This is a genomic window from Hasllibacter sp. MH4015, assembly GCF_020177575.1.
Lineage (GTDB): Bacteria > Pseudomonadota > Alphaproteobacteria > Rhodobacterales > Rhodobacteraceae > Gymnodinialimonas.
The window spans coordinates 1,796,822-1,817,483 of the sequence record NZ_JAHTBK010000001.1; the positions used below are offsets into that span (position 1 = coordinate 1,796,822).

The window sequence follows — 20,662 nt, forward strand, 5'->3', positions numbered from 1 at the left end:
CCTGTCCGCAAATGGCGCAATACGACCCAACGCAGAACGATAACCCGAACAGCCGAATGCCCCGCCCTTATCCATCAAGTATCTTGGAGGAAGCTGTCAGCTCTTGGCCGCCGCCCTGAGCAAGCCATCCAATTGGTTCAGCCGTCCGGGTCCACGCCCGTCCCGCCATGGGGAAGCTGCATCCTTAACCGGTCTCACCACGCCACGCACCCGCCGCGTCTTGTTGCGTGTCAGGCCCAGCCAGGTCCGCGTTTCGTCGGCCCAAGTGCCGCGCCTCACGCCTTCCGCCTCAGTAGATATATCTGATCTGATCCGACCAGAACCGTTCGATCCGCTTCAGGGAATGGTTCAGGCGGTCCATGCCATCCGCGTTCAACACGCCCTGTTTCTCCAGCCCGTCCGCGTGGCGCTCGAACAGCTTTTCGACCGTATCGCGCACATCACGTCCCTTCTCCGTCAGGCGAACCCGGACGGAGCGGCGGTCGATCTCGCAGCGTTGGTGGTGCATGTAGCCCATGTCGACCAGCTTCTTGAGGTTGTAGCTGACATTGGAGCCTTGGTAGTAGCCGCGGGATTTCAGCTCCCCCGCCGTCACCTCGTTGTCGCCGATATTGAACAGGAGCAGCGCCTGGACCGCGTTGATATCCAGCACCCCCAGCCGTTCGAATTCGTCCTTGATGACATCCAGAAGCAGCCGATGCAGGCGCTCCACCATGGCAAGGGAATCGAGGTAACTCGCCTGGAACCCTGTCAGGGTGGTCGAGGCAAGGGGCGCATGCATACTCATGATTTAAGGCTCCGCAATCACTGCTTTGGGCAGAGATTCGGAGAAAAAGGGAAAAATTCCGTTAAACCCGGACTGGCCAGTGAAATCAGGCGCCGCGCCCCAGGGTGGGCGTCATGTCGGCGGCGATGCGCTCGATCATGGGGGCGAGGTTTTCGGGGGCCTGCCCCTGCCCGGACACCCATTGGTAAAGGTCGTGATCGGCCTCCGCCAGAACCGCCTCGAACGCGTCCAGGGTGGCATCGTCCGCCGCGTCCATGTTGCGGTCGGCCCACCCGCCCAGGATCAGGTCCATCTCCTTGATGCCCCGGTGCCAGGCCCGCATCCGCAGCCGTTTCAGCCGGATATCGCGCGGCTCGCTCATGCGTCGGTCATCACGCTGCGCAGGCGCTTTTCCAGCCGTCCCATCCGTTCGGCCAGCTGAGCCTGCTCCTGCCGCATCTGTCGCAAGTCGATCAGCACCTTCTCCAAATCCTCGTCGAGTGGCTCCTGCGCCTCGGGACCGTCAAGCCCTTCGCCCTGCCCGCTCAGCAGCCACATCATCGACACCCCCAGGATACCGGCCAGCTTGCCCAGCTTGTTGGCCCGTGGCTCCGCCTGGTCGTTCTCCCAGGCCCGGATCGTCTTGATCTTCACGCCCAGCCGTTTGGCCAGTTCCGCCTGCCCAAGCGACGCCGCCTCACGCGCGCCGGTCACGCGGTCGCCGAAGGTCGTGGTTTCGGCGTCGAACCAGCTGCTATCGGAACGCGACAGATCGCCCATGATGAATACTCCCGGATAAGGTTGAATGCGTGCGGCCGCCCCCGTAAGCAGACCGTGTTGAGCTATATATGCCCCGAATGGCGGGCGCCCACCACCCAAGGACGCGACACGATGCCCTTCCTTTCCGACACGCTTGCGCGCGTGAAGCCCTCTCCGACCATCGCCGTGTCGAACCTGGCGGCCGAGTTGAAGCGTCAGGGCAAGGATGTCATCGGCCTCGGCGCGGGGGAGCCGGACTTCGACACGCCCGACAACATCAAGGCCGCGGGCAAGGCCGCAATCGACGCGGGCCGCACGAAATACACCGCCGTCGATGGCATCCCGGAGCTGAAGGAGGCGATCACCGCGAAGTTCGCCCGCGACAACGGGCTCGATTACACCCCCGCGCAGGTCACGGTCGGCACCGGCGGCAAGCAGATCCTCTACAACGCCCTCATGGCCACCCTGAACCCGGGCGATGAGGTCATCATCCCCGCGCCCTACTGGGTCTCCTACCCCGACATGGTCCTGCTGGCGGGTGGGGCGCCTGTCTTCATCGAAGCCTCGCCCGAGGCCGCCTACAAGATTACGCCGGCGCAGTTGGACGCCGCGATCACGCCCAACACCAAGTGGTTCATCTTCAACTCGCCCTCCAACCCCACCGGCGCGGGCTATACGGCTGAGGAACTCAAGGGCCTGACCGATGTGTTGATGAAGCATCCCCACGTCTGGGTGATGACCGACGACATGTACGAACACCTCGTCTACGACGATTTCGAATTCGCGACCCCCGCGCAGGTCGAACCGGGCCTCTATGACCGCACGCTCACCTGCAACGGCGTCTCCAAGGCCTATGCCATGACTGGCTGGCGCATCGGCTACGCAGCGGGCCCCGAAGACCTCATCAAGGCCATGCGCAAGGTGCAGTCGCAATCCACGTCCAACCCCTGCTCCATCTCCCAATGGGCGGCGGTGGAGGCGCTGAACGGCCCGCAGGACTTTCTCGCGCCCAACAACGAGACATTCAAGCGCCGCCGCGATCTGGTTGTGTCAATGCTGTCGGAAATCGAGGGCATCACCTGCCCCGTCCCGGAAGGCGCATTCTACGTCTACCCGACCATCGAGGGCCTGATCGGCAAGACCTCCGCCGGGGGCACAAAGATCGACACGGACGAGACCTTCGCCACCGCGCTTCTGGAGGAAAAGGGCGTTGCCGTCGTCTTCGGCGGCGCCTTCGGGTTGAGCCCCGCCTTCCGGGTCAGCTACGCGACGAGCGACGAGAACCTAAAGGAAGCCTGCACCCGCATCCAGGATTTCTGCGCGTCCCTTACCTAAGCTCCGAATTCCCGCCCGGACCGGGGGGCGGGGTTCACCCTGCCGCCTAGGACACTTGCGCCTCGGTCCCGCACAACCGCTCCGCCGTGCCCTGCCCGCCATCGCGCAATGCGGCCCAGATGCCGGGCGCGCCGTCCAGCCAGACGCCGTCGACAATCGCCGTCCCTTCGTCGTTCACCTGCGCCAGATACCGCGACGTCACGATGCTCGCGCCGCCCGATATCTCGACGCCCTGCAGCGCCAAGGACCCGTCCGCGTCAAGCGTCCCGTGGAACCATTCACGCCCTGTATGTCCTCCGGAACTGCGCCAGTCGAAATAGCCCGACAGACCCATCCCCGTCTCGGTCGCGGACTGGTCGAGGAACACAAGCCTCGTGTCATGCCAGGTATATGCACCGTCATATCCGCAGACCGACCAGACCGCGCCGGTCAGATCCTGCGCAGCGGCCGGAAGCGCTCCGAAAAAAAGCACCGCCGCCGCTAGAAACACGTCTCTGAAAGCACTCAAGCGCGCCATATCCGTCCCTCCCGGCCTGGCCCGAGCCTCCCAAGTCAGGCGCGCAAGATCAAGCCTTCGTCGCCGGGCGCCCCCTATTCCACACGCGGGCGCGATCCACGCGCAGCCCCCAGATCATCACGCCCGAGATCACGCCGAACAGCACCCATTGCGGCATCGGCCAGATCGTTCCCAGGGCAACGATCCCGATGGCAAGAAACAGCGCAATGAACGCGGCGTTGACCGCAAGCAGCGTAACCACCAAGGCACGTCCGCCATTCCACGCGGTCCAGATCATCGCGCCGCCAAACACCACGAACAACGCCGTCAGCGCGTGCCACACCACGGCGGACACTGCACGTACCAGCGGGTCCAGCGCGCTGTCCTGCACCGGTGCGTTGACCTCCGGCCCGCCCACCAGCGCGTGGATCGCCGCCGTCGCCACGAACAATCCGCCCGCCACAAGGTACCCGATATTCGTCTTGTTGCGCTCCATGTCACACCCTCCGATTGATTCCATACGCTACCGTATGCAAGATTCCGTTGCGCCGAACAATACGGCAGCGTATGGTCTGCCGATGTCAAATCGCCTCACCCCCGAAGACTGGATCGCCGCGGGCTTTCGCGCCCTGTCCGAGACCGGGCCCCAGGCGTTGAAGGCCGAAGCCCTGGCCCGTCGCCTCAAGACGACCAAGGGCAGCTTCTACCATCATTTCAAGGACGTGCCCGCTTACCACGCCGCCATGCTGGCGCTCTGGCAGGACAAGGCTTTCACCGGCATCGTCGACGGATTGGCCGATATTCCGACGCCGCAGGCGCGGCTCCGGGCGCTTGCCCGTCTTGCCAATGACGGCGCACCGGATCGTTTCGGCGGCCTGCTGATCGAACCGGCCATCCGCGCCTGGTCCCTGCATGACGCAAATGTCGCCGACGCGGTGGCGGGCATCGACGCGAAGCGGATCGCCTATGTCGGGGATTTGCTGGAGGCGTGCGGACAGCCGCGCAGGCTGGCGATCCTGTTCTACGGGGCCTTCATCGGTCTCGACGACCTCCAGGCGCGGGGATGTGTGGGCACGGCCGGGGCGCTGACGGCACTTGTCGAACACATCCTGGCATCGCCTTCAAACCGTTAAGATACCCTTAAGAAAAATGTCATTTGCACAAATTTTCAATGATTTAACCTACCTTATCACGCGTGATAAGTTCGCCTCTCCCCGCTCTTCCCTTGCCGAGCCCCGCGGCACCCGATAGGCCGCTTTCATGCCCCGCGCGCGCCTGACCGACCATCTGATCCTAATCTTCGGCTGCACCGTGATGCTGGCACCGCTGGCGCTTCTGCTGTCGGTCGCGTTCGGCAACGGTCTCGGTCCCCTCCTGTCGCTCCTGTCGACGGAGGCCACCGGCAGCCGCCCGCCCTTGGGCGACATGTTGCGGACCACATTCGTGATCGCCGCGGGCGTAGCGCTTGTGAAAACCTTCGTCTCGATCCTCGCGGCCTACGCCCTCGTCTTCTTCCGCCCGCCGTTTGCGCGCGCCATCATGCCCCTGATCCTGCTGCCGCTCTTCCTGCCGATCGAATCCCGCATCATGCCCACGATCCTCGTGACCGATGCGCTGGGTGTTCTGAACACCTATACCGGGTTGATCCTGCCGGTCGTCGCCACCGGCCTCGGCACCCTGATCCTGCGCGCCCAGATGATGCAAATCCCCGCCGAGGTGATCGAGGCCGCCCGCCTCGACGGCGCGGGACCGGGGCGCGTGTTCCTCGATTTCGTGGTCCCGCTCAGCCTGCCGGTGATCGCGGCCCTCATGGCGTTCTTCTTCGTCCTAGGATGGAACCAGTATCTCTGGCCGCTCATCGCCTCCCCCTCGGCGCCGGAACGGGCCACCGTGGTCAGCGGCATCGCGCAATTGCGCATCGGCTCTCCGGCCTCCTTCGCGCTGGCCGCAATCGCGATGCTTCCGCCGCTCGTCGTGTTCATCATCGCGCAACGCTGGATCGTTCAGGGGCTGGCCCCGATGCGGGCCTGACGGGTCAACTCCTCTACGAGGATGTCCCAGACCACGCGAATCCTGCGCGATGTGCGTAACTCGCGATGGGTGACCAGCCACATATCGACCGGCAGCGTCGGCTCCTCCTGCAAGACCGGCACGATCCCGTCCGTGCGCCGCGCCACCTCGTCGGACATGATCCCGATGCCAAGGCCCGCGCGCACCATCTCCCACGCGGCGAAGATCGCACCGGAATAGAGCTTCACCGATCCCGGCGGCAGGGCGATGCCGCGCTTGGCCATCTCGTCGACCATCACTTGCGGCGCGCCGAACCCGATGAACGGCATATCGCGCGCCTCCGACATTCGGGTGGGCGCACCGTGGCGCGCAACGAAGCTTTCGCTGGCGTAGAACCGCGCGAAGCCATGGTTGATCTTGCGCGAAATCAGGTCCGGCTCGGGCGAGCTGACATGCCGGATCGCGATGTCGGCCTCACGCCTCAGCAGGTCCGAGATGTCGTTGGTCACGATCAGCTCCACCTCGATCTCCGGCACGTTGTCGGACAGCACCGCAAGGATATCGGGCATGATGTTGATCGCCATCATGTCCGACACGCTGATCGCCACGCGGCCCGCAACCTCCTCCGACCGGCTGGCGGCAATCAGGGAGATCCGCGCCGCCGCCTCCCCCATGGCGCGCACATCGGCCAGCATGTCCGCGCCCGACGGTGTCAGGACCAGGCCGCGCCCCGTCCGCTCGAACAGCGACACACCCAATGCGCGTTCCAGCGCCGTCACCTGCCGCCCGATCGTGGGTTGAGTGGTGCCAAGCGCGCGGGCGGCACCCGACAGGTTGCCCTCCTCCGCCGTCGCAAGGAAGGCGCGCACCTGGTTCCAGTCGAAGTCGATGGCGGACCAATTCAAAGCCATGCACAAATGCATATCATCTATTCCAAACTATGCAATTTTGTTTGCACGCCCGCCGCCGTAACGTGAGCCAATGCAGACCGGAGCCCAACGATGACCACCATGACTAGATCCAATGCCGCAAGCTTCTGGAACAAGGCCGCGCAGAAATACGCCAAGAGCAAGATCGGCGATGTTCCCGCCTATGAAGCCACGCTGGACCGGGTCCGCGCCCATCTGCGGCCCGAGGATCGGGTGCTGGAGATGGGGTGCGGCACCGCGTCGACCGCGATCCTGCTGGCACCCCATGCGGGCCATATCACCGCCTCCGATATCTCCACCGAAATGGTGGAGATCGGGCGCGCCAAGCTGTGGGAAGCGTCGATCCACAACGTCATGCCGGTTGCGGGCCGGATCGGGGAAGATGGACTTGACGGGATGTTCGATACGATCCTCGCCTTCAATCTCCTGCACCTGATCGAGGATCTGGACGGAGAACTGTCAAAGGTCGCGGCGCAATTACCCAAGGGCGGGCTTTTCATCAGCAAGACCCCGTGCCTTGGCAACGGGCGCACCTGGCTCAAGCCCGTGATCGCCGTGATGCAGGCGTTCGGCAAGGCGCCCTTCGTGCGCTTCATCACCACCGCAGAGGTTGAGCGCCGGATCCTCGCCGCCGGGTTCGAGATCGTGGAGACGGGGGATTATCCCGCCAAACCGCCCTCCCATTTCGTCGTGGCCCGTCGGATCTGAGCCCGCCGCTTGACGCCTGCCCCGTTTGACCGGATTGTCACCGACAAGCAGGCAGGTGTGGGCAATCCATGACGGAACTTCCCGAATATTACTTCCGGATCAGGGAAAACGGCGCCGCCGTCTTTCGTGTTTCGACGGAGAACCGGCAGCGCCGGATCGAGATGGACGAGATCGCGGTCGTCAACATTCGCAACGGCAACGTTAAACCCCATGGCGACCACATCCTGACCGAAGACGAGTCCGCCGTCATAGCGGATTGGATGGAGGAACGTCAGGCCGTCCTGGCCGACCGCGACATCGACGATATTCACCGCGCGGTCGATTACCTGAACCTTACGACCCACTGGGCGCAAAGCCGCGCCTCCGACGAGGATCTGGAGGACGTGACGGATCGCCTGCTGCTGGCGATGCATGACCTGCGCAGCGTGCTGGTGCGCAAGAAAGCCGACCGGATCATGGCCGCGGCCAAATCGGCGGAAGACGCCGCAGAGTGAAAGTGATGCTTTAACGTCGCCTTACAAGCTGTTGAAAATCAATTTGGAACCGTAAGTCTATATTCTGACTGTCCCGCCGTAGGCTGCACCATTTCGCGGCAATTTCCGGGGCCGTCCGTGGCCATCCAGACATGGCCCGGATCGGTCTGAAAACTGGTGCTTTCCCCGGCGGCGACGGCCCCCACATCGACGGCCTGGCCCGCAGGATCGAACCAGATCAACCCGCGATACGCATTGGTTTCATTAACGAAGGTCAGCACCATAGGCGCGCCGGTGTCGCGGGAACTGACACGCCCGAAATTGTCGCACGCCAGATATCCCGGCTGCGCATCTACGGGCGCGCTGGGACGGGTGCCGCTTTCGACCTCCAGCAGCCCGATATTGGCACAATCCGCCAGAAACGGCCCGATCGTGTTCGGCCCGTTGCCTGTCAGGGTGAAGCCGCCGCGCCCGCCCACGCGTTCCAGCGTCAGGGTCGCGTCGCCCGCAAGGGTCAGCCACGGCAGATCGGACGTCCCAAGCGCCAATTCGATGCCCGAGATGCCGACCTCCGCAAACGTGCCGATCACCGTGCCGTTGATATCCACGCTGCGCCCGTCGGGGATCGTGGCGCGCAAGGTGGCGGTGTCGCCGTCTGCCAGACCTTCGATATCCGCCGCGACCTGGACCACGACATAGGGGTCCTGAGCGCCGATCGCGCACTGGGCGCGGATCAGGATGTCATCGGTTTCCGGCACGCCGTAGGTCAGCTCAAGGATCGTGTCGAAGACATTTTCGTTCACCTCCGTATAGCGCGTCCAGACATGGCCGGAGATATCGGGGCCGACATCTTGCGCGGAGATGGATGTGGCACCGAAGGCGATGAGGCTCAGGGAGAGGACGGGAAGACGCATCGGGCAACGCTCCGGCAAATCGGGATGATGGGCGAGAACCGTCCCCCGCGCGGCGCGCCATTGCAAGGATTTCGTCAGACCCGCGCGAAGGTGGAGGTCAGGACCATGTTCTTGCGCGGCCCGGTCACGCGCCAACACGTGTCGAAACCCGCCCCGCGAAAGCGGTACGTGACGCGGTAGATGTCGGGCGGGCAATCATGCACTGCCTCCGCGCCATCTTGAGGCACCACATGAAACGGGCGGCCATCGTCGAAGAACACGTGCAGCGCGCCGTCAATCTCGGCCCAATGGTAGCGGCGCGTGGCCTTCATCGGTGCAGCCCCGCCATAGGTCAGGATGCCGTCCTCCGATTGCAGCAGGCCGTCACGTTCGGGCGTCCAGACCGAAACCCCCTCGAACCGCCCCGTCAGCCCCGCACGCTCATCCTCGATCACACGATTGACCCGCCAGCGCCCCTCCAGATCCGACAGGTTTATCATGGCTCCGAGAGGGTTCCGGGGAAGTCGTTGCCCCAATCATCCATGAAATTCACCGCGTCCCCATCGGCGGAGACGTCGTAGCAATCCCAGTCCGGGGCGGGCGGCCAGAGGCTGCAATAGCGATCCGCCTCCACCCGCCATTCGCCCCAGGACGGCTCCCCATGGGTGTAGAGCGTCCGGCCCGACGGGTAGAAACGTTGGGTGGCGCCGTTCTCGTAGGTCACGATGCGGTCGGTCAACAGCGCCGTGATACCCGCGCCGTCCAGGGTTTGCGCGCCGACCGCCCCCGCCACAAGCATCGCGATCCCCAGTGTCGCCCGTCCCCGCATCTGCTTGTCCCTCCGCGATCCGCGCCTTAACAGACACCCGACACGTCAGCGAAAGGCAAGCCCATGATCCCCCGCTATTCCCGTCCCGACATGGTCCAGATCTGGGAGCCGGCCACCAAGTTCCGCATCTGGTACGAGATCGAGGCCCATGCCTGCGACGCCATGGCCGATCTGGGCGTGATCCCGCGGGAGAATGCGGAGGCTGTGTGGAAAGCGAAGGATGTCACCTTCGACGTCGCCCGCATTGATGAGATCGAGGCTGTGACAAAGCACGATGTCATCGCCTTCCTGACCCACCTGGCGGAACATGTCGGCAGCGACGAGGCGCGGTTTGTGCACCAGGGTATGACATCCTCGGACGTGCTCGACACCTGCCTGAACGTGCAGTTGGTGCGTGCCGCCGACATTCTGATCGCCGATTTGGGGGAGCTTCTGGCCGCGCTCAAGCGCCGCGCGATGGAGCACAAGATGACCGTGCGCGTGGGCCGGTCCCACGGCATCCATGCCGAACCCACCACCATGGGACTGACCTTCGCGCGCTTTTACGCGGAGATGGACCGCAACCTCGCCCGCATGAAACTGGCGCGGGATGAAGTGGCGACCGGCGCGATTTCCGGCGCCGTGGGGACCTTCGCCAATATCGACCCTCGGGTGGAAGAGCATGTTTGCGCGCAACTGGGCCTGTCGCCGGAGCCGATTTCCACCCAAGTGATCCCCCGCGACCGCCACGCGATGTTCTTTGCCACCCTGGGCGTGATCGCCAGCAGTATTGAAAACGTCGCCACGGAAATCCGCCACATGCAGCGGACGGAGGTGCTGGAAGGGGCGGAATTCTTCTCCATCGGGCAAAAAGGTTCCTCCGCGATGCCCCACAAGAAAAACCCGGTTTTGACCGAAAACCTGACCGGTCTTGCCCGGCTGGTGCGCATGGCCGTCGTGCCGGCGATGGAGAATGTGGCGCTCTGGCATGAACGCGATATCTCTCACTCGTCCGTGGAACGCGCCATTGCGCCGGATGCGACCGTGACACTCGATTTCGCGCTGGCCCGGCTTACCGGTGTGATCGACAAGATGCTGATTTTTCCCGACAACATGCTCGACAACATGAACAAGTTCCCCGGCCTCGTGATGTCGCAAAGGGTTTTGCTTGCGCTCACGCAGGCCGGTGTCAGCCGAGAGGACGCCTACGCCATGGTGCAGCGCAATGCGCTCAAGGTGTGGGAGGAGCGGACCGATTTCCGCCAAGAGCTTCTGGACGATCCGGAGGTCGTCGCGGCCCTCGGCCAAGACGGGATCGAGGAGAAATTCGACCTCGGCTATCACACCAAGCATGTCGACACGATCTTCAAACGGGTCTTCGGCGAAGGTTAGGCGCGCCGCGCGATTTTGAGTTTACCGGAGATTGCGCTACCCTTGCACCTGCAACGAGGCCATTTCGGAGAAGACCATGACGATCAAGACCGTATTGACCGCCCTCGTCCTTATCTCGGCACCCGCGCTTGCATCGGCGCAGTGCATGTGGGGCGAGCATTCGACGCAGGAAGCCGCGATCAGCTGTGCCGAGGGCACGATCTGGGATGCGACCGCCATGGCCTGCGTGGCGACCGCGTCCAGTTGATCCCGGCCCGCTTTCGCGATCGCTAAAACTCTAGGCACTATTCGCGTTTACCCGGCGCGCGCCCTTACCTCCCCTTAACCCCGCGCGGGCATACCTGCCTGCGGGGAAAGGATTGGGTGAAGATGGGTGTGCGACAGGACATATTTTCCGATGGTGACGCGGTAACGCTGGAAGGGCGCGTGGCCCGTGACGCGCGCGTCACGGCGCGGGACGTGACACCGGCCCGCCTGACGTCCCGACAAAAGGCGGCGGTGATTGTGCGCCTCTTGCTGGGGCAAGGCGTCTCTCCCGGCGTGCGGAAACTGCCCGCGGATCACCAGATGCGGCTTGCCCGCGCAATCTCCGACCTCAAACATATCGACCGCGCCACTTTGTCGGAGGTTGTGCGCGACTTCACGCGGCAGATTGACAACCTCGCCCTCAGCTTCCCCGACACCCTGTCCGAGACGGTGGACCTCTTGGCTCCGCATCTTGCCGACGGGCCGCTCGACACCTTGCGGATGGAGGCGGAGATGGGCGATGACCCGTGGTCTCGCGTCTCGCGACAGGACATCGACCGCCTGCGACCCCTGTTGGAAAGCGAAAGCGCGGAGGTTTGCGCGGTACTTCTGTCCAAGCTCTCGGTCGCCAAGGCCGCCGCGCTGCTGGCCGATCTGCCGGAGGAACGGGCGCAGGTGCTGGCCCATACCGTTGCGCTGACCGAAACCGTCACGCCCGATTTGGTGGCGCGCATCGGCGGGCATCTGGCCCAGGTGCTCGACGCGCTGCCCGTCACGGCCTTCCAGGCCAGCGCCGCAGAACGGGTGGGCGCGATCCTCAATTCGACGCCCCAGGCCGCCCGCGACAAGATGCTGGAGGGGTTGGAGGGCCGCGATACCGTCTTCGCGGGCGAAGTGCGCAAATCCATCTTCGCCTTCATCCACATCCCGGCACGGGTTGATCCGGCAGACGTGCCCTTGGTCATCCGCAAGGTGGATGGCGACACGATGTCCCTTGCGCTGGCTGCGGGGCTGGTTGCCGCACCGATGAGCGTGGAGTTCATATTGGAGAATATCTCCAAGCGCCTTGCGGAACAGCTTCGCGATGAGGCGGAGACGCGCGGCACACCCAAGCCGGAGGATGGCGAAGTCGCCATGGCAGAGGTTGTAAGCGCCATCCGCGCCCTTGAGGCGGAGGGGGAAATCAAACTGCTCGCGCCCGAAGACTAACCTTTCCTCGCCGCGCCGCATCCAAGGCCCTATATTCCGGTCATGGTACTGGAATTCACCCCAAGCGGCATCTATTGCCCTGCCGCGGACGCCTATATCGACCCGTGGCGCCCGGTGCCGCGCGCGCTCATCACCCATGGCCATTCCGACCACGCCCGCCCGGGCCACGGCGCCTATCTGGCGACGGACGCGTCTGCCCCGGTGATGCGCCACCGCCTGGGCGATATCCGCATGGAGACGACCGGATACGGCGTGACACACCGGATTGGCGATGCGAATATCAGCTTCCACCCCGCGGGTCACGTGCCGGGCTCCGCCCAGATCCGGGTGGAAGTCGCGGGCGAGGTCTGGGTCGCGTCGGGCGATTACAAGACCATCAACGATGGCCTGTCGGAGCCGTTCGAGCCCATAAAGTGCCATGCGTTCATTACGGAAAGCACGTTCGGCCTGCCGATCTACGACTGGCCGGACCAGGCGGATCTGGCGCGCGACCTCAACGCTTGGTGGGCGGGTTGCGTGGCCGATGGCAAGCGTGCGGTGCTTGGCGTCTACGCCCTTGGCAAGGCGCAACGGATCATGCGGCTGCTCGACCCCTCCATCGGCCCGATCCTGACCCACGGCGCGGTGGAGGCGACGAACCGCGTGTTGCGCGCGCAGGGGATCGCCCTGCCCGACACGGTGCCGGTGGTCGAGGGTGTGGACGGAAAATCCCACCCCGACGCCATCGTCCTCGCCCCGCCCTCCGCGCTTGGCACGACATGGATGAAACGTTTCGGCACCGTGTCCACCGGATTTGCGTCGGGCTGGATGCGCCTGAGGGGCGTGCGCCGCCGCCGGGCCGCTGACCGCGGATTTGTCGTCAGCGACCACGCCGACTGGAAGGGCCTGAACTGGGCCATCGCACAGACCGGGGCGGAGCGGGTCTTCGTCACCCACGGCTATACCGCGCAATTCTCCCAATGGCTGCGTGAGCAGGGCTATGACGCGGGCATCGTGGAAACGGAATTCGGCGGAGAGGACCTCGATGAGGCGGAAGAGGTCGTGGCATGAATGACCTGACCGCGATCGACCGGTTCTTCGTATTCCAGGCGCGCACGCTGGAGCGGGCTGTCCTGCGCTTCGTCGCGCCCCAACGGGTTCTGCGTGTCCTTTTCGCGATCAGCACGCGGCTTGGCGGTAAACTGCCGCGCGGGATGATCCCGATCCGCGACCGCCACGATGGCCTGTGGTTCCGCCCGGACGGTGTCGACCGGAACGCGCCGGTCATTCTTTATATCCACGGAGGCGGCTTCACCATCGGCTCGCCCCGCACCCATGCGCCCCTGGTCGGCGCGCTGGCGAAGGCGACGGGCCTGCGCGCCTACGCGCCGCGCTACCGACTTGCCCCCGAACATCCCTTCCCCGCCGCGCGGGAGGATGTCATCGCCGCCTACGCGCGTCTGGTGGAGGATGGAACACCGCCGGTCGCCATCGCGGGCGACAGTGCCGGTGGCTGCCTTGCGCTGTCCGTGCTGCAGCATGCGCGCGACGCGGGCCTGCCGCTGCCCAAGGCGTGCTGCCTGATCGGCCCGGTCGCCGACCTGTCGGGTGATATCGAGGAGCGGTTTGCGGGGGCGACGAATGAGCTTCTTATCCCGCCGGAATGGCCGGCCCGGATCGAGAGCGTTTACCTTCCCGGTACTGATCCGACCGATCCCGATGTCTCCCCCTTGCACGGTGATCTGACCGGCTTGCCCCCAACCCTCATCCACGCGGCGGAGGGTGAGGCGCTGGCTCAGGACAGCGCCCGCATCGCGGAGGCGATGGATGACGCGACCCTCGACCTCTGGCCCGGCCTGATGCATGTCTGGCACCTCCATGCCGGTCTGATGCCCGCCGCGGACCGGGCCATCGCGCAGCTTGGCGACTTCATCGCGTCGCACAGATGAAGGATTTCGCCGCCCTCTTCACCGCGCTGGACCAGACCACCAAGACCAGCGTCAAGACCGCCGCGCTTGCCGAATATTTCGCGGCCGCGCCGGAAGACGACAAGATATGGACCATCGCGCTTCTGTCGGGCCGCCGCCCGCGCCGCGCGATCACCACGACAAAACTGCGCGAGTGGGCGGCGGAACGCGCCGGCATCCCGTTATGGCTGTTCGAAGCGTGCTACCCCGTGGTGGGCGATCTGTCGGAAACCATTGCGTTGGTCCTTCCCGCCCCCACGACCCGGATCGAGAAATCTCTGTCGGACTGGATCGCAACCCTGCGCGGGCTCGACAATGCGGAGGAGGAGACGCGCAAGGCGGCGATCCTGGACGCTTGGGATGGCCTGCCGCCCATCGAACGGTTCGTCTTCAACAAGCTCATCACCGGCGGATGGCGCATGGGGGTCAGCCAGAAGCTGATGACCCGCGCGCTTGCCAAGGCCACCGGCATCGAGGAGGCGGAGCTGACCCACCGGCTGATGGGCGATTGGTCGCCCGACAACGTGACGTGGGACAGCCTGATCGAGGCGCCCGACCCGACCGCCGACCTGTCCCGACCCTACCCGTTCTACCTCGCCTACCAGCTGGAAGGCGCGACCGAGGATCAGGGCGATGTCGCCGACTGGCTGGCGGAGCGGAAATGGGACGGCATCCGCGGCCAGCTGATCTTGCGAGGCGGCGAACGGTTCCTGTGGTCTCGGGGCGAAGACCTGATGACCGACCGCTTCCCGGAATTCGCGCAACTGATCGACTTCCTGCCCCCCGGCACCGTGATCGACGGAGAGGTTCTGGCCTATGACCGGGACGCGGAGGCGCCGTTGTCGTTCAACAAGCTGCAACCGCGGATCGGGCGCAAGACCGTGCCGAAAAAGCTGCTGGCAGACGCGCCATGCATCCTGATGGCCTATGACCTTCTGGAATGGCACGGCGTCGATATCCGCCAGACCCCCTTGATCGACCGCCGCACGATCCTTGCCGATGCTCTGTCCGATCTGTCCCCCGACCTTCCGATCCGCCTTTCCCCTCGGGTAGAGGGCGAGAGTTGGGAGGATCTGGCCGAGGCCCGCGCCATCAGTCGGGAGATCGGGGCGGAAGGGCTGATGCTGAAGCGCCTGTCTGCGCCCTATCTGGCGGGGCGCAAGAAGGGCGATTGGTGGAAATGGAAGGTCGATCCCCTGACCATCGACGCCGTGATGATCTATGCCCAAGCGGGATCAGGCCGTCGCGCAACGCTTTACACCGATTTCACCTTCGCTGTGTGGAACGGCAACGATCTGGTGCCCTTCACCAAGGCCTATTCCGGCCTGACCGATGCCGAGTTCCGCGAGATCACGGCCTGGGTCCGCAAGAACACAACCGACCGCTTCGGCCCCGTGCGCGCGGTCAAACCCCACCACGTCTTCGAGATCGCGTTCGAGGGCATCCAGGCCTCCCCCCGCCACAAATCCGGCGTCGCGCTGCGGTTTCCCCGCATGGCCCGCTGGCGCAAGGACAAACCCTTGCAGGAGGCGAACACGCTCGACGATCTGAACGCGATGCTGGCGGAGTACGGCTAGGTCCAGGAAAATTGCCGCGCGAGGGGATTCTCGCACGGCAGATGCTGCTGAAATTCATTGGCGTGGGATCAGCGGAAGCTGAAGGACGCGCTCCACGGGCCATATTGCTGGGAGGCGACGCCGTTGCGGAATGCGCCGGTATAGCTCTGCCGCCCGCCGCTCACGTCAATCGACACACGACCGCCGGAGCTTGCGGTGATCCGGCCCGCATGGACCGCCGCCGCGCAAATCGCGCTATCGGAGGTGTAGACGCCGTCGCCCCAGATCGTCGTCGTGACGCTACCGAGGGGCGGGCAGATGAAGGAATGGACCGAGCCCGCCTGCCCTGCGATCCCGAGGTCGATCAGGTTCGTATCCGCACCGATGACGCGGGCGGGTTGGACGAATTGCGCCCCCAGCACGCGGAAACTGCGCGGCCAGGACCCATAGCTGTGGGACGTGACGCCATTCCAGGTGGCCCCGGCGAAGGATGACAAACCCTGATTGATCTGGATCGTGACGCGCCCTCCATTGGCGAAATTGATGTGACCGGCATGGACGGCGGCGGTGCAGATGGAGCTGTCGGAGGTGTAATCCCCCGCGCCCCAGATCGTGTGGGCCGAGCCGCCCGGCGGGCAGACATGTGTGCGGGTTCCGCCGTGCGAATTCAGGTTCAGGCTGTCGGGTGAGACGGCCCAGGCACCGGTGGATTGGGCATGGCCACTGGGTTGCAACACGAGGCCGGTGGTTGCAAGACCAGCGGCCGTGCCGAAGGCAAGGCTGGCAAGGGTGACGGCGGACAGAAGAAGGGGCTTGAACATGGTTTTGGCTTTCAATGGGTGGCGTCCGGTCAGGACTGGATCAGAAGGGGTTTGGATTTCGAAGCACCGCGATCTCATGCGGAATATCCACGGACCCTACCCTCGCGTCCGGCACCCGCCACTGGGGGAGTTTCCCCATATTGCTGCGCCCTCCCGGCCCATGGCCCTGGACCTGCAATTCCGGTGGAAAAGATGCTATACTGCCGGTCCCCGAACCCCTGACACGGAGGATCCGGAAGATGCAGCACGCCGAGATGACGCAATACGCCCACGCGCTCTATCGCGCCCGTGGTGACAAGGCAGAGGTGGAGGCCGCGCAAAAAGCCCGTGACGCCAAGACCGAGACCGACGCCCGCAAATGGGAGCGGATACGCCTGCATATCAAGGAGCTACGGGGCGCGCGCCAGACCTGAGGCCGCGCCCGTTGAAAGGACCATCCGCACCCTGCCGGATGCGGATGGTCGAATGTGTCGCGCGCTTACTGGAACGTGTAGCTGCGCGGCCAGGTTGGGAAGTCGCTTGAGGTGATGCCGTTCCGGCTCGACCCCGAAAACGCCGCCTGCTCGCCCAGGATCAGAACGGTCACCGGCCCGCCCGTCGCCGACGAGATCAGGCCGCGATGCTGTGCGGCCACGCAGATCGGGCTGTCGGAGGAATAGAGGTCCGTACCCCAGATCGTGCCGAAACCGCCCGAATTCGGCGGACAGACGAAGCGATGCGTCGACCCGGGCGAGGTCGCGATGCCCAGGGAATCCGCGTTGGCCGACCAGTCGATTGCGGTGCCACCGGGGGCGCCGCCGCCAAGCAAAGTGGCCCCGGTGATCTGGAAGCTCAGGCCCCAAGAGCCGTAATCATTCGTCGTGATGCCGTTCTGGCTCGACCCCTGGTAGGATTGCTGACCGGGAACCGTGCGGTAGGTGACGACCGCGCCGGAGCCTTGCGGCAACCATCCGAAATGCTGCGCCGCGCCGCAGATGGAGCTGTCGGACGTGTAGGTGCCGGTGCCCCAGATCGGCCCCGGCGTGCCGCCCGGTTCACATTGCACCTGGCCGGTCTGTCCCACGGCACCCTGGCCGTCGGTATCGACACGCGCCGACCAATCCGCCGATGCAGGTCCCGCGAAGACCGCCGTCACGGCGAGTGCGGCGCTGAAAAGTCTCGAAAACATGAAATCGCCTTCCGTTAAACTAAGCACCCGATCCGACCGTGCGCCGACTGATCTTTGGTGGGCGACGGTCCCGATTTTGCCTCGGGCGCAGGTGTGTATTTCCCCGTACACAGCACATTGGCAGGCCGCGCGCGGTCAAGGCAAGGAAATTAACCTAAGGGAAACCGGGTGGTTGAGGGGCGACGTTCACGCAACGTCGCTGATCTGCACCGGGCGTCTGCCCGCGGACCATGCGGCCGCGGCCTCCCCGAAGGCCGCGAACAGGGGGCGGGAGACCGGGTCTTCCGCGGCGCGATATTCCGGGTGCCATTGCACCGACAGGGTGAAACCGGGCGCCTCGGCGATATAGGCGGCCTCCGCCGTGCCATCGGGCGCGTGACCGTCGATCACCACCCGCGCCCCCGCCCGCTTGATCCCCTGGCCGTGGAGCGTGTTGGTCATCACCTCCCGCGCGCCCATCAGCCGGTGAAACGGGCCGCCGTCGGAAAACGTCACCTTGTGGCGCAGGGCGAACTTCTCCTCGATCGTGCCATCGGGCGGCATCCGGTGGTTCATCCGCCCCGGCAGATCGCGGATTTCGGGGTAGAGCGATCCACCCATCGCCACGTTCACCTCCTGAAAGCCCCGACAAACCGCGAAAAAGGGCTGGCCGCGATCCACACAGGCGCGGATCAGGGGAAGGGCCACACCGTCGCGGTCCCTGTCCATCCCGCCATGGGCTTCGCTGTATGGTTCGCCGTATTCCTCCGGATGCACGTTGGGCCGTCCGCCGGTGAACAGAAACCCGTCACAAACCTCCAGCAGGTCGGCAAGATCCACGAAACGCGGATTGGACGGGATAATCATCGGCACCCCGTCGCAGACCTCCGCCACGGCTTCGCAATTCATCGTGCCAGCGGCCTGCGTCTCGTACTGATCGTTGATCAGGTGGTGATTGCCGATAATGCCGATAACAGGTCGCGCCATGGGAGTTCCAATATTGCAGATGAAACCTTATCTAACGGTCAAGGCGCTCAAGGAAAAGCCGCCTGCCCGCGCATTCGGCCCTTCATTTGCGCACATGGACAAGGATTGAGGCCGCTTTGATGATCTACACCTTCTCCGATCCCGCGTTTCTCGACGATCCGTCGGCGCAGCTTGCGCGGATGCGTGCGGACGGACCCGTGGTGAAGGTCCGGATACCGATTGTTGGCGCGATCTGGATGACCACAACCGATGAGGCCGCGCGCAAACTCCTGAAATCGCCCGAGATTTTTCGCCGCGATCCGGAGCCGATCACCGGCAAATCCCTCGCCCGCCAATTCTGGTGGATGCCATCCTCCATCAAGCCGATGCTGAACACGATGATCGTGCAGGACGACCCCGCCCACAAACGCCAGCGCCGCCTTGTCGAACTTGCCTTTGCCCGCGCCACGATCGAGGATCTGCGCCCCCGGATCGAGGGCATGGCCGACCGCCTGCTGGACGATTTGAGCGGCGATCCGGTCGATATCGTGCGCCAGTACACGCGCCGCCTGCCCTTTCTGGCGATCTGCGCGCTGCTCGGCATTCCCGACGCGGCCCATGACAGCCTGACCCGACGCATCGCCCCGCTCAGCCACGTGACCAACCCGCTCTCGGCGATCCGCGCCGTTCTCAGCTTGCGCGGCGTACACCGCGATTTTCGCGCGCTTTTCGCGGAGGCGCGGGCCGAACCGCCCGGCCCCGGCCTCATCTCCGCCCTCGTCCATACGGAGGAAGACGGCGACAGCCTGTCGGAAGATGAAATCCTGTCCCTGACCCTTTTGCTGTTCCTTGCGGGGCATGAGACGAGCGTTCACCTCATCAACAATGCGATCGTGGCGCTTTGCGAAGCGTCCGACCTGCGCGCGCATTTCAAGGCCCATCCCGAAACGCGCAACCTCATGATCGAGGAATTCGTGCGCCATGCCAGCCCGGTCATGGTGACGAAAGCGATGTTCGCAGCAGAAGACACCGACATCCTCGGCGCGCCCATCAAGAAGGGAGAGATGGTCACCGCCGGTCTGATCGCCGCCAATCACGACCCCGCCCGCGTCGACAACCCCGGCGCGTTCCAGCCGGAGCGGCGGCCCAACGCCCATCTGGGCTTCGGCTTCGGCCCCCATGTATGCCTCGGGATGCAACTGGCTCGGATCGAGACGGAGGTGGCGTTGGATCGCCTTGTGGCGCGCCATCCCGACCTGGCGCTGGCGCGGCCCGTCACATGGATGAAGCGCCCCGGCCTGCGCGGCCCCGCGTCGGTTCATCTGAACCTGGCGGGCTGACGATCAAAGCAGCTTGGCCGTCACCTCGATCTCGATCTTCATGCGCGGGTCCTGCAAACCGGCGACCAGCATCGTCGCGGCGGGTCGGGCCGATCCCAGCCAGGCGCGTGTCACCGGCCAGCACGGCTCCCACAGATCGGCATCGGGCAGGATATAGGTCACGCGCACCACGTCATCCATCCGCGCGCCCGCCTGCGACAGGGCCTTGTCGATGTTGCGGAAGGTCTGCTCCGCCTGGGCCGCCACATCCTCCGCAATCTCCATCGTCGCGTAGTCGAAGCCGGTGGTTCCGGCCACGAAAACCCAGCCGTCGGTGATCACGGCGCGCGAATACCCGATCTTTTCCTCGAATTCGGAGCCGGAGGAGATGTGCCGCCTCATGCCGCACCCTCGAACCCGGCCGCCTCAATGCCCGCCAGCGCGACCTCAGCATCGTTTTCCGATGTGTCCCCCGTCACGCCCATCGCACCGATCACGGCCCCGTCGTGTTTGACCAGAACGCCACCCGGCACGGGGATAAGCTGCCCGCCATAGGCCCCGTTGGCGGCAGCCATGAAATAGGCCTGCTCCTCCGCCCTTGTGCGCTGCGCGGTGCCGGGCATCCCCAACATGACCGCGCCGTGGGCCTTGCCGTGGGCGATCTGGAACCGGCCCGGCGGTGCGCCATCCTCCCGCTCGAAGGCGAGGACATGGCCACCCGCATCGACAACCACGACGGAAAGCGGTTTCAACCCCATCTCGCGGCCCTTTTCGCGGGCGGTGGCGATCATCAGACGGGCTTGGTCGAGGGTGATCATCGACGTCTCCTTGCATGTGGGGCTTCACCGGAAGCTTCCCCGCAAACCGCCCCACACGCAAGAAC

The 20,662-nt window shown here is 64.8% G+C and carries 27 protein-coding genes; 13 read left to right on the top strand and 14 right to left on the bottom strand.

Going from position 1 to position 20,662, the window contains the following annotated elements:
* Positions 1-289 precede the first annotated feature (289 nt).
* The 3 genes from KUW62_RS09260 to KUW62_RS09270 all read right to left on the bottom strand — a co-directional run bounded on the left by KUW62_RS09260 (position 290) and on the right by KUW62_RS09270 (position 1,546).
* Positions 290-787, bottom strand: coding sequence for a MarR family winged helix-turn-helix transcriptional regulator (locus KUW62_RS09260; RefSeq protein WP_224815199.1), 498 nt, complete (start codon positions 785-787; stop codon positions 290-292).
* Positions 788-872: 85 nt separating this feature from the next.
* A complete protein-coding gene (locus KUW62_RS09265; RefSeq protein ID WP_224815200.1) occupies positions 873-1,148 on the bottom strand; it encodes a succinate dehydrogenase assembly factor 2 in 276 nt (91 codons plus the stop codon).
* Positions 1,145-1,546, bottom strand: a complete 402-nt coding sequence (locus tag KUW62_RS09270) for a helix-turn-helix domain-containing protein (RefSeq protein WP_224815201.1) — start codon at positions 1,544-1,546, stop codon at positions 1,145-1,147. Before KUW62_RS09270 ends, KUW62_RS09265 begins: the two co-directional genes overlap by 4 nt.
* Positions 1,547-1,657: 111 nt before the next feature.
* On the opposite strand from KUW62_RS09270, the gene KUW62_RS09275 reads away from it, so the two are divergent.
* On the top strand, positions 1,658-2,860 hold the full coding sequence (locus KUW62_RS09275) for a pyridoxal phosphate-dependent aminotransferase (RefSeq protein ID WP_224815202.1): 1,203 nt from the start codon (positions 1,658-1,660) through the stop codon (positions 2,858-2,860).
* Positions 2,861-2,906: 46 nt separating this feature from the next.
* Here KUW62_RS09275 and KUW62_RS09280 read toward each other — a convergent pair whose 3' ends face one another.
* The gene (locus KUW62_RS09280; RefSeq protein ID WP_224815203.1) at positions 2,907-3,368 is read right to left on the bottom strand and encodes a hypothetical protein; all 462 of its coding nucleotides are present in this window, start codon (positions 3,366-3,368) and stop codon (positions 2,907-2,909) included.
* 58 nt (positions 3,369-3,426) lie between these two features.
* The gene (locus KUW62_RS09285) at positions 3,427-3,852 is read right to left on the bottom strand and encodes a hypothetical protein (protein WP_224815204.1); all 426 of its coding nucleotides are present in this window, start codon (positions 3,850-3,852) and stop codon (positions 3,427-3,429) included.
* 82 nt (positions 3,853-3,934) lie between these two features.
* Between KUW62_RS09285 and KUW62_RS09290 the strand changes: the two genes are divergently transcribed.
* Both KUW62_RS09290 and KUW62_RS09295 read left to right on the top strand, forming a co-directional pair.
* On the top strand, positions 3,935-4,489 hold the full coding sequence (locus KUW62_RS09290) for a TetR/AcrR family transcriptional regulator (protein ID WP_224815205.1): 555 nt from the start codon (positions 3,935-3,937) through the stop codon (positions 4,487-4,489).
* 127 nt (positions 4,490-4,616) lie between these two features.
* Complete coding sequence (locus KUW62_RS09295; protein WP_224815206.1) at positions 4,617-5,387, top strand: carbohydrate ABC transporter permease; 771 nt, start codon at positions 4,617-4,619, stop codon at positions 5,385-5,387.
* Here KUW62_RS09295 and KUW62_RS09300 read toward each other — a convergent pair.
* A complete protein-coding gene (locus KUW62_RS09300) occupies positions 5,360-6,277 on the bottom strand; it encodes a LysR family transcriptional regulator (RefSeq protein ID WP_224815207.1) in 918 nt (305 codons plus the stop codon). The two genes, KUW62_RS09295 and KUW62_RS09300, sit on opposite strands and share 28 nt — an antisense overlap.
* Positions 6,278-6,367: 90 nt before the next feature.
* Here KUW62_RS09300 and KUW62_RS09305 point away from each other — a divergent pair, with 90 nt between their 5' ends.
* Positions 6,368-7,003, top strand: a complete 636-nt coding sequence (locus tag KUW62_RS09305) for a class I SAM-dependent methyltransferase (RefSeq protein WP_370632875.1) — start codon at positions 6,368-6,370, stop codon at positions 7,001-7,003.
* Between the two features lie 68 nt (positions 7,004-7,071).
* A complete protein-coding gene (locus KUW62_RS09310; RefSeq protein WP_224815208.1) occupies positions 7,072-7,497 on the top strand; it encodes a hypothetical protein in 426 nt (141 codons plus the stop codon).
* A 38-nt stretch (positions 7,498-7,535) separates the two neighbouring features.
* On the opposite strand, the gene KUW62_RS09315 is transcribed toward KUW62_RS09310, so the two are convergent.
* The 3 genes from KUW62_RS09315 to KUW62_RS09325 all read right to left on the bottom strand — a co-directional run bounded on the left by KUW62_RS09315 (position 7,536) and on the right by KUW62_RS09325 (position 9,198).
* Entirely contained in the window at positions 7,536-8,390 is an 855-nt protein-coding gene (locus tag KUW62_RS09315; RefSeq protein WP_224815209.1) for a hypothetical protein, read from the bottom strand.
* A 74-nt stretch (positions 8,391-8,464) separates the two neighbouring features.
* Complete coding sequence (locus KUW62_RS09320) at positions 8,465-8,869, bottom strand: DUF6314 family protein (RefSeq protein WP_224815210.1); 405 nt, start codon at positions 8,867-8,869, stop codon at positions 8,465-8,467.
* Positions 8,866-9,198, bottom strand: coding sequence for a hypothetical protein (locus KUW62_RS09325; protein WP_224815211.1), 333 nt, complete (start codon positions 9,196-9,198; stop codon positions 8,866-8,868). Before KUW62_RS09325 ends, KUW62_RS09320 begins: the two co-directional genes overlap by 4 nt.
* Before the next feature lie 63 nt (positions 9,199-9,261).
* Between KUW62_RS09325 and purB the strand changes: the two genes are divergently transcribed.
* From purB to KUW62_RS09355, 6 genes are all read left to right on the top strand, one after another.
* A complete protein-coding gene (gene purB / locus KUW62_RS09330) occupies positions 9,262-10,569 on the top strand; it encodes an adenylosuccinate lyase (RefSeq protein WP_224815212.1) in 1,308 nt (435 codons plus the stop codon).
* Between the two features lie 76 nt (positions 10,570-10,645).
* The gene (locus tag KUW62_RS09335) at positions 10,646-10,816 is read left to right on the top strand and encodes an adenylosuccinate lyase (RefSeq protein WP_224815213.1); all 171 of its coding nucleotides are present in this window, start codon (positions 10,646-10,648) and stop codon (positions 10,814-10,816) included.
* Positions 10,817-10,938: 122 nt separating this feature from the next.
* Positions 10,939-12,024 (top strand): FliG C-terminal domain-containing protein, encoded by a 1,086-nt coding sequence (locus tag KUW62_RS09340; protein ID WP_224815214.1) that lies wholly within the window; start codon positions 10,939-10,941, stop codon positions 12,022-12,024.
* A gap of 42 nt (positions 12,025-12,066) precedes the next feature.
* Entirely contained in the window at positions 12,067-13,074 is a 1,008-nt protein-coding gene (locus KUW62_RS09345) for a ligase-associated DNA damage response exonuclease (protein WP_224815215.1), read from the top strand.
* Complete coding sequence (locus tag KUW62_RS09350) at positions 13,071-13,952, top strand: alpha/beta hydrolase (RefSeq protein ID WP_224815216.1); 882 nt, start codon at positions 13,071-13,073, stop codon at positions 13,950-13,952. Before KUW62_RS09345 ends, KUW62_RS09350 begins: the two co-directional genes overlap by 4 nt.
* A complete protein-coding gene (locus KUW62_RS09355; protein ID WP_224815217.1) occupies positions 13,949-15,547 on the top strand; it encodes an ATP-dependent DNA ligase in 1,599 nt (532 codons plus the stop codon). The genes KUW62_RS09350 and KUW62_RS09355 overlap by 4 nt, the downstream gene beginning before the upstream one ends.
* Positions 15,548-15,615: 68 nt before the next feature.
* Here KUW62_RS09355 and KUW62_RS09360 read toward each other — a convergent pair whose 3' ends face one another.
* Positions 15,616-16,347 (bottom strand): LCCL domain-containing protein, encoded by a 732-nt coding sequence (locus KUW62_RS09360; protein ID WP_224815218.1) that lies wholly within the window; start codon positions 16,345-16,347, stop codon positions 15,616-15,618.
* 239 nt (positions 16,348-16,586) lie between these two features.
* On the opposite strand from KUW62_RS09360, the gene KUW62_RS09365 reads away from it, so the two are divergent.
* Entirely contained in the window at positions 16,587-16,760 is a 174-nt protein-coding gene (locus KUW62_RS09365; RefSeq protein WP_224815219.1) for a hypothetical protein, read from the top strand.
* Positions 16,761-16,825: 65 nt separating this feature from the next.
* On the opposite strand, the gene KUW62_RS09370 is transcribed toward KUW62_RS09365, so the two are convergent.
* Together KUW62_RS09370 and KUW62_RS09375 are read right to left on the bottom strand one after the other, a co-directional pair.
* Positions 16,826-17,515, bottom strand: a complete 690-nt coding sequence (locus tag KUW62_RS09370; protein ID WP_224815220.1) for an LCCL domain-containing protein — start codon at positions 17,513-17,515, stop codon at positions 16,826-16,828.
* A gap of 186 nt (positions 17,516-17,701) precedes the next feature.
* On the bottom strand, positions 17,702-18,481 hold the full coding sequence (locus tag KUW62_RS09375) for a gamma-glutamyl-gamma-aminobutyrate hydrolase family protein (RefSeq protein WP_224815221.1): 780 nt from the start codon (positions 18,479-18,481) through the stop codon (positions 17,702-17,704).
* Positions 18,482-18,600: 119 nt separating this feature from the next.
* On the opposite strand from KUW62_RS09375, the gene KUW62_RS09380 reads away from it, so the two are divergent.
* A complete protein-coding gene (locus tag KUW62_RS09380; RefSeq protein WP_224815222.1) occupies positions 18,601-19,800 on the top strand; it encodes a cytochrome P450 in 1,200 nt (399 codons plus the stop codon).
* 3 nt (positions 19,801-19,803) lie between these two features.
* Here KUW62_RS09380 and KUW62_RS09385 read toward each other — a convergent pair whose 3' ends face one another.
* Positions 19,804-20,181 (bottom strand): RidA family protein, encoded by a 378-nt coding sequence (locus KUW62_RS09385; protein ID WP_224815223.1) that lies wholly within the window; start codon positions 20,179-20,181, stop codon positions 19,804-19,806.
* Entirely contained in the window at positions 20,178-20,597 is a 420-nt protein-coding gene (locus KUW62_RS09390; protein ID WP_224815224.1) for a heme-binding protein, read from the bottom strand. The genes KUW62_RS09385 and KUW62_RS09390 overlap by 4 nt, the downstream gene beginning before the upstream one ends.
* Between the last annotated feature and the right edge of the window lie 65 nt (positions 20,598-20,662).

Bases quoted from the DNA above. Each gene is read 5' to 3' on its own strand.
- KUW62_RS09260 (WP_224815199.1), bottom strand. From the start codon at position 787: ATGAGTATGCATGCGCCCCTTGCCTCGACCACCCTGACAGGGTTCCAG.
- KUW62_RS09265 (WP_224815200.1), bottom strand. From the start codon at position 1,148: ATGAGCGAGCCGCGCGATATCCGGCTGAAACGGCTGCGGATGCGGGCC.
- KUW62_RS09270 (WP_224815201.1), bottom strand. From the start codon at position 1,546: ATGGGCGATCTGTCGCGTTCCGATAGCAGCTGGTTCGACGCCGAAACC.
- KUW62_RS09275 (WP_224815202.1), top strand. From the start codon at position 1,658: ATGCCCTTCCTTTCCGACACGCTTGCGCGCGTGAAGCCCTCTCCGACC.
- KUW62_RS09285 (WP_224815204.1), bottom strand. From the start codon at position 3,852: ATGGAGCGCAACAAGACGAATATCGGGTACCTTGTGGCGGGCGGATTG.
- KUW62_RS09290 (WP_224815205.1), top strand. From the start codon at position 3,935: ATGTCAAATCGCCTCACCCCCGAAGACTGGATCGCCGCGGGCTTTCGC.
- KUW62_RS09295 (WP_224815206.1), top strand. From the start codon at position 4,617: ATGCCCCGCGCGCGCCTGACCGACCATCTGATCCTAATCTTCGGCTGC.
- KUW62_RS09300 (WP_224815207.1), bottom strand. From the start codon at position 6,277: ATGGCTTTGAATTGGTCCGCCATCGACTTCGACTGGAACCAGGTGCGC.
- KUW62_RS09305 (WP_370632875.1), top strand. From the start codon at position 6,368: ATGACCACCATGACTAGATCCAATGCCGCAAGCTTCTGGAACAAGGCC.
- KUW62_RS09310 (WP_224815208.1), top strand. From the start codon at position 7,072: ATGACGGAACTTCCCGAATATTACTTCCGGATCAGGGAAAACGGCGCC.
- KUW62_RS09315 (WP_224815209.1), bottom strand. From the start codon at position 8,390: ATGCGTCTTCCCGTCCTCTCCCTGAGCCTCATCGCCTTCGGTGCCACA.
- KUW62_RS09320 (WP_224815210.1), bottom strand. From the start codon at position 8,869: ATGATAAACCTGTCGGATCTGGAGGGGCGCTGGCGGGTCAATCGTGTG.
- KUW62_RS09325 (WP_224815211.1), bottom strand. From the start codon at position 9,198: ATGCGGGGACGGGCGACACTGGGGATCGCGATGCTTGTGGCGGGGGCG.
- purB (WP_224815212.1), top strand. From the start codon at position 9,262: ATGATCCCCCGCTATTCCCGTCCCGACATGGTCCAGATCTGGGAGCCG.
- KUW62_RS09335 (WP_224815213.1), top strand. From the start codon at position 10,646: ATGACGATCAAGACCGTATTGACCGCCCTCGTCCTTATCTCGGCACCC.
- KUW62_RS09340 (WP_224815214.1), top strand. From the start codon at position 10,939: ATGGGTGTGCGACAGGACATATTTTCCGATGGTGACGCGGTAACGCTG.
- KUW62_RS09345 (WP_224815215.1), top strand. From the start codon at position 12,067: ATGGTACTGGAATTCACCCCAAGCGGCATCTATTGCCCTGCCGCGGAC.
- KUW62_RS09350 (WP_224815216.1), top strand. From the start codon at position 13,071: ATGAATGACCTGACCGCGATCGACCGGTTCTTCGTATTCCAGGCGCGC.
- KUW62_RS09355 (WP_224815217.1), top strand. From the start codon at position 13,949: ATGAAGGATTTCGCCGCCCTCTTCACCGCGCTGGACCAGACCACCAAG.
- KUW62_RS09360 (WP_224815218.1), bottom strand. From the start codon at position 16,347: ATGTTCAAGCCCCTTCTTCTGTCCGCCGTCACCCTTGCCAGCCTTGCC.
- KUW62_RS09365 (WP_224815219.1), top strand. From the start codon at position 16,587: ATGCAGCACGCCGAGATGACGCAATACGCCCACGCGCTCTATCGCGCC.
- KUW62_RS09370 (WP_224815220.1), bottom strand. From the start codon at position 17,515: ATGTTTTCGAGACTTTTCAGCGCCGCACTCGCCGTGACGGCGGTCTTC.
- KUW62_RS09375 (WP_224815221.1), bottom strand. From the start codon at position 18,481: ATGGCGCGACCTGTTATCGGCATTATCGGCAATCACCACCTGATCAAC.
- KUW62_RS09380 (WP_224815222.1), top strand. From the start codon at position 18,601: ATGATCTACACCTTCTCCGATCCCGCGTTTCTCGACGATCCGTCGGCG.
- KUW62_RS09385 (WP_224815223.1), bottom strand. From the start codon at position 20,181: ATGAGGCGGCACATCTCCTCCGGCTCCGAATTCGAGGAAAAGATCGGG.
- KUW62_RS09390 (WP_224815224.1), bottom strand. From the start codon at position 20,597: ATGATCACCCTCGACCAAGCCCGTCTGATGATCGCCACCGCCCGCGAA.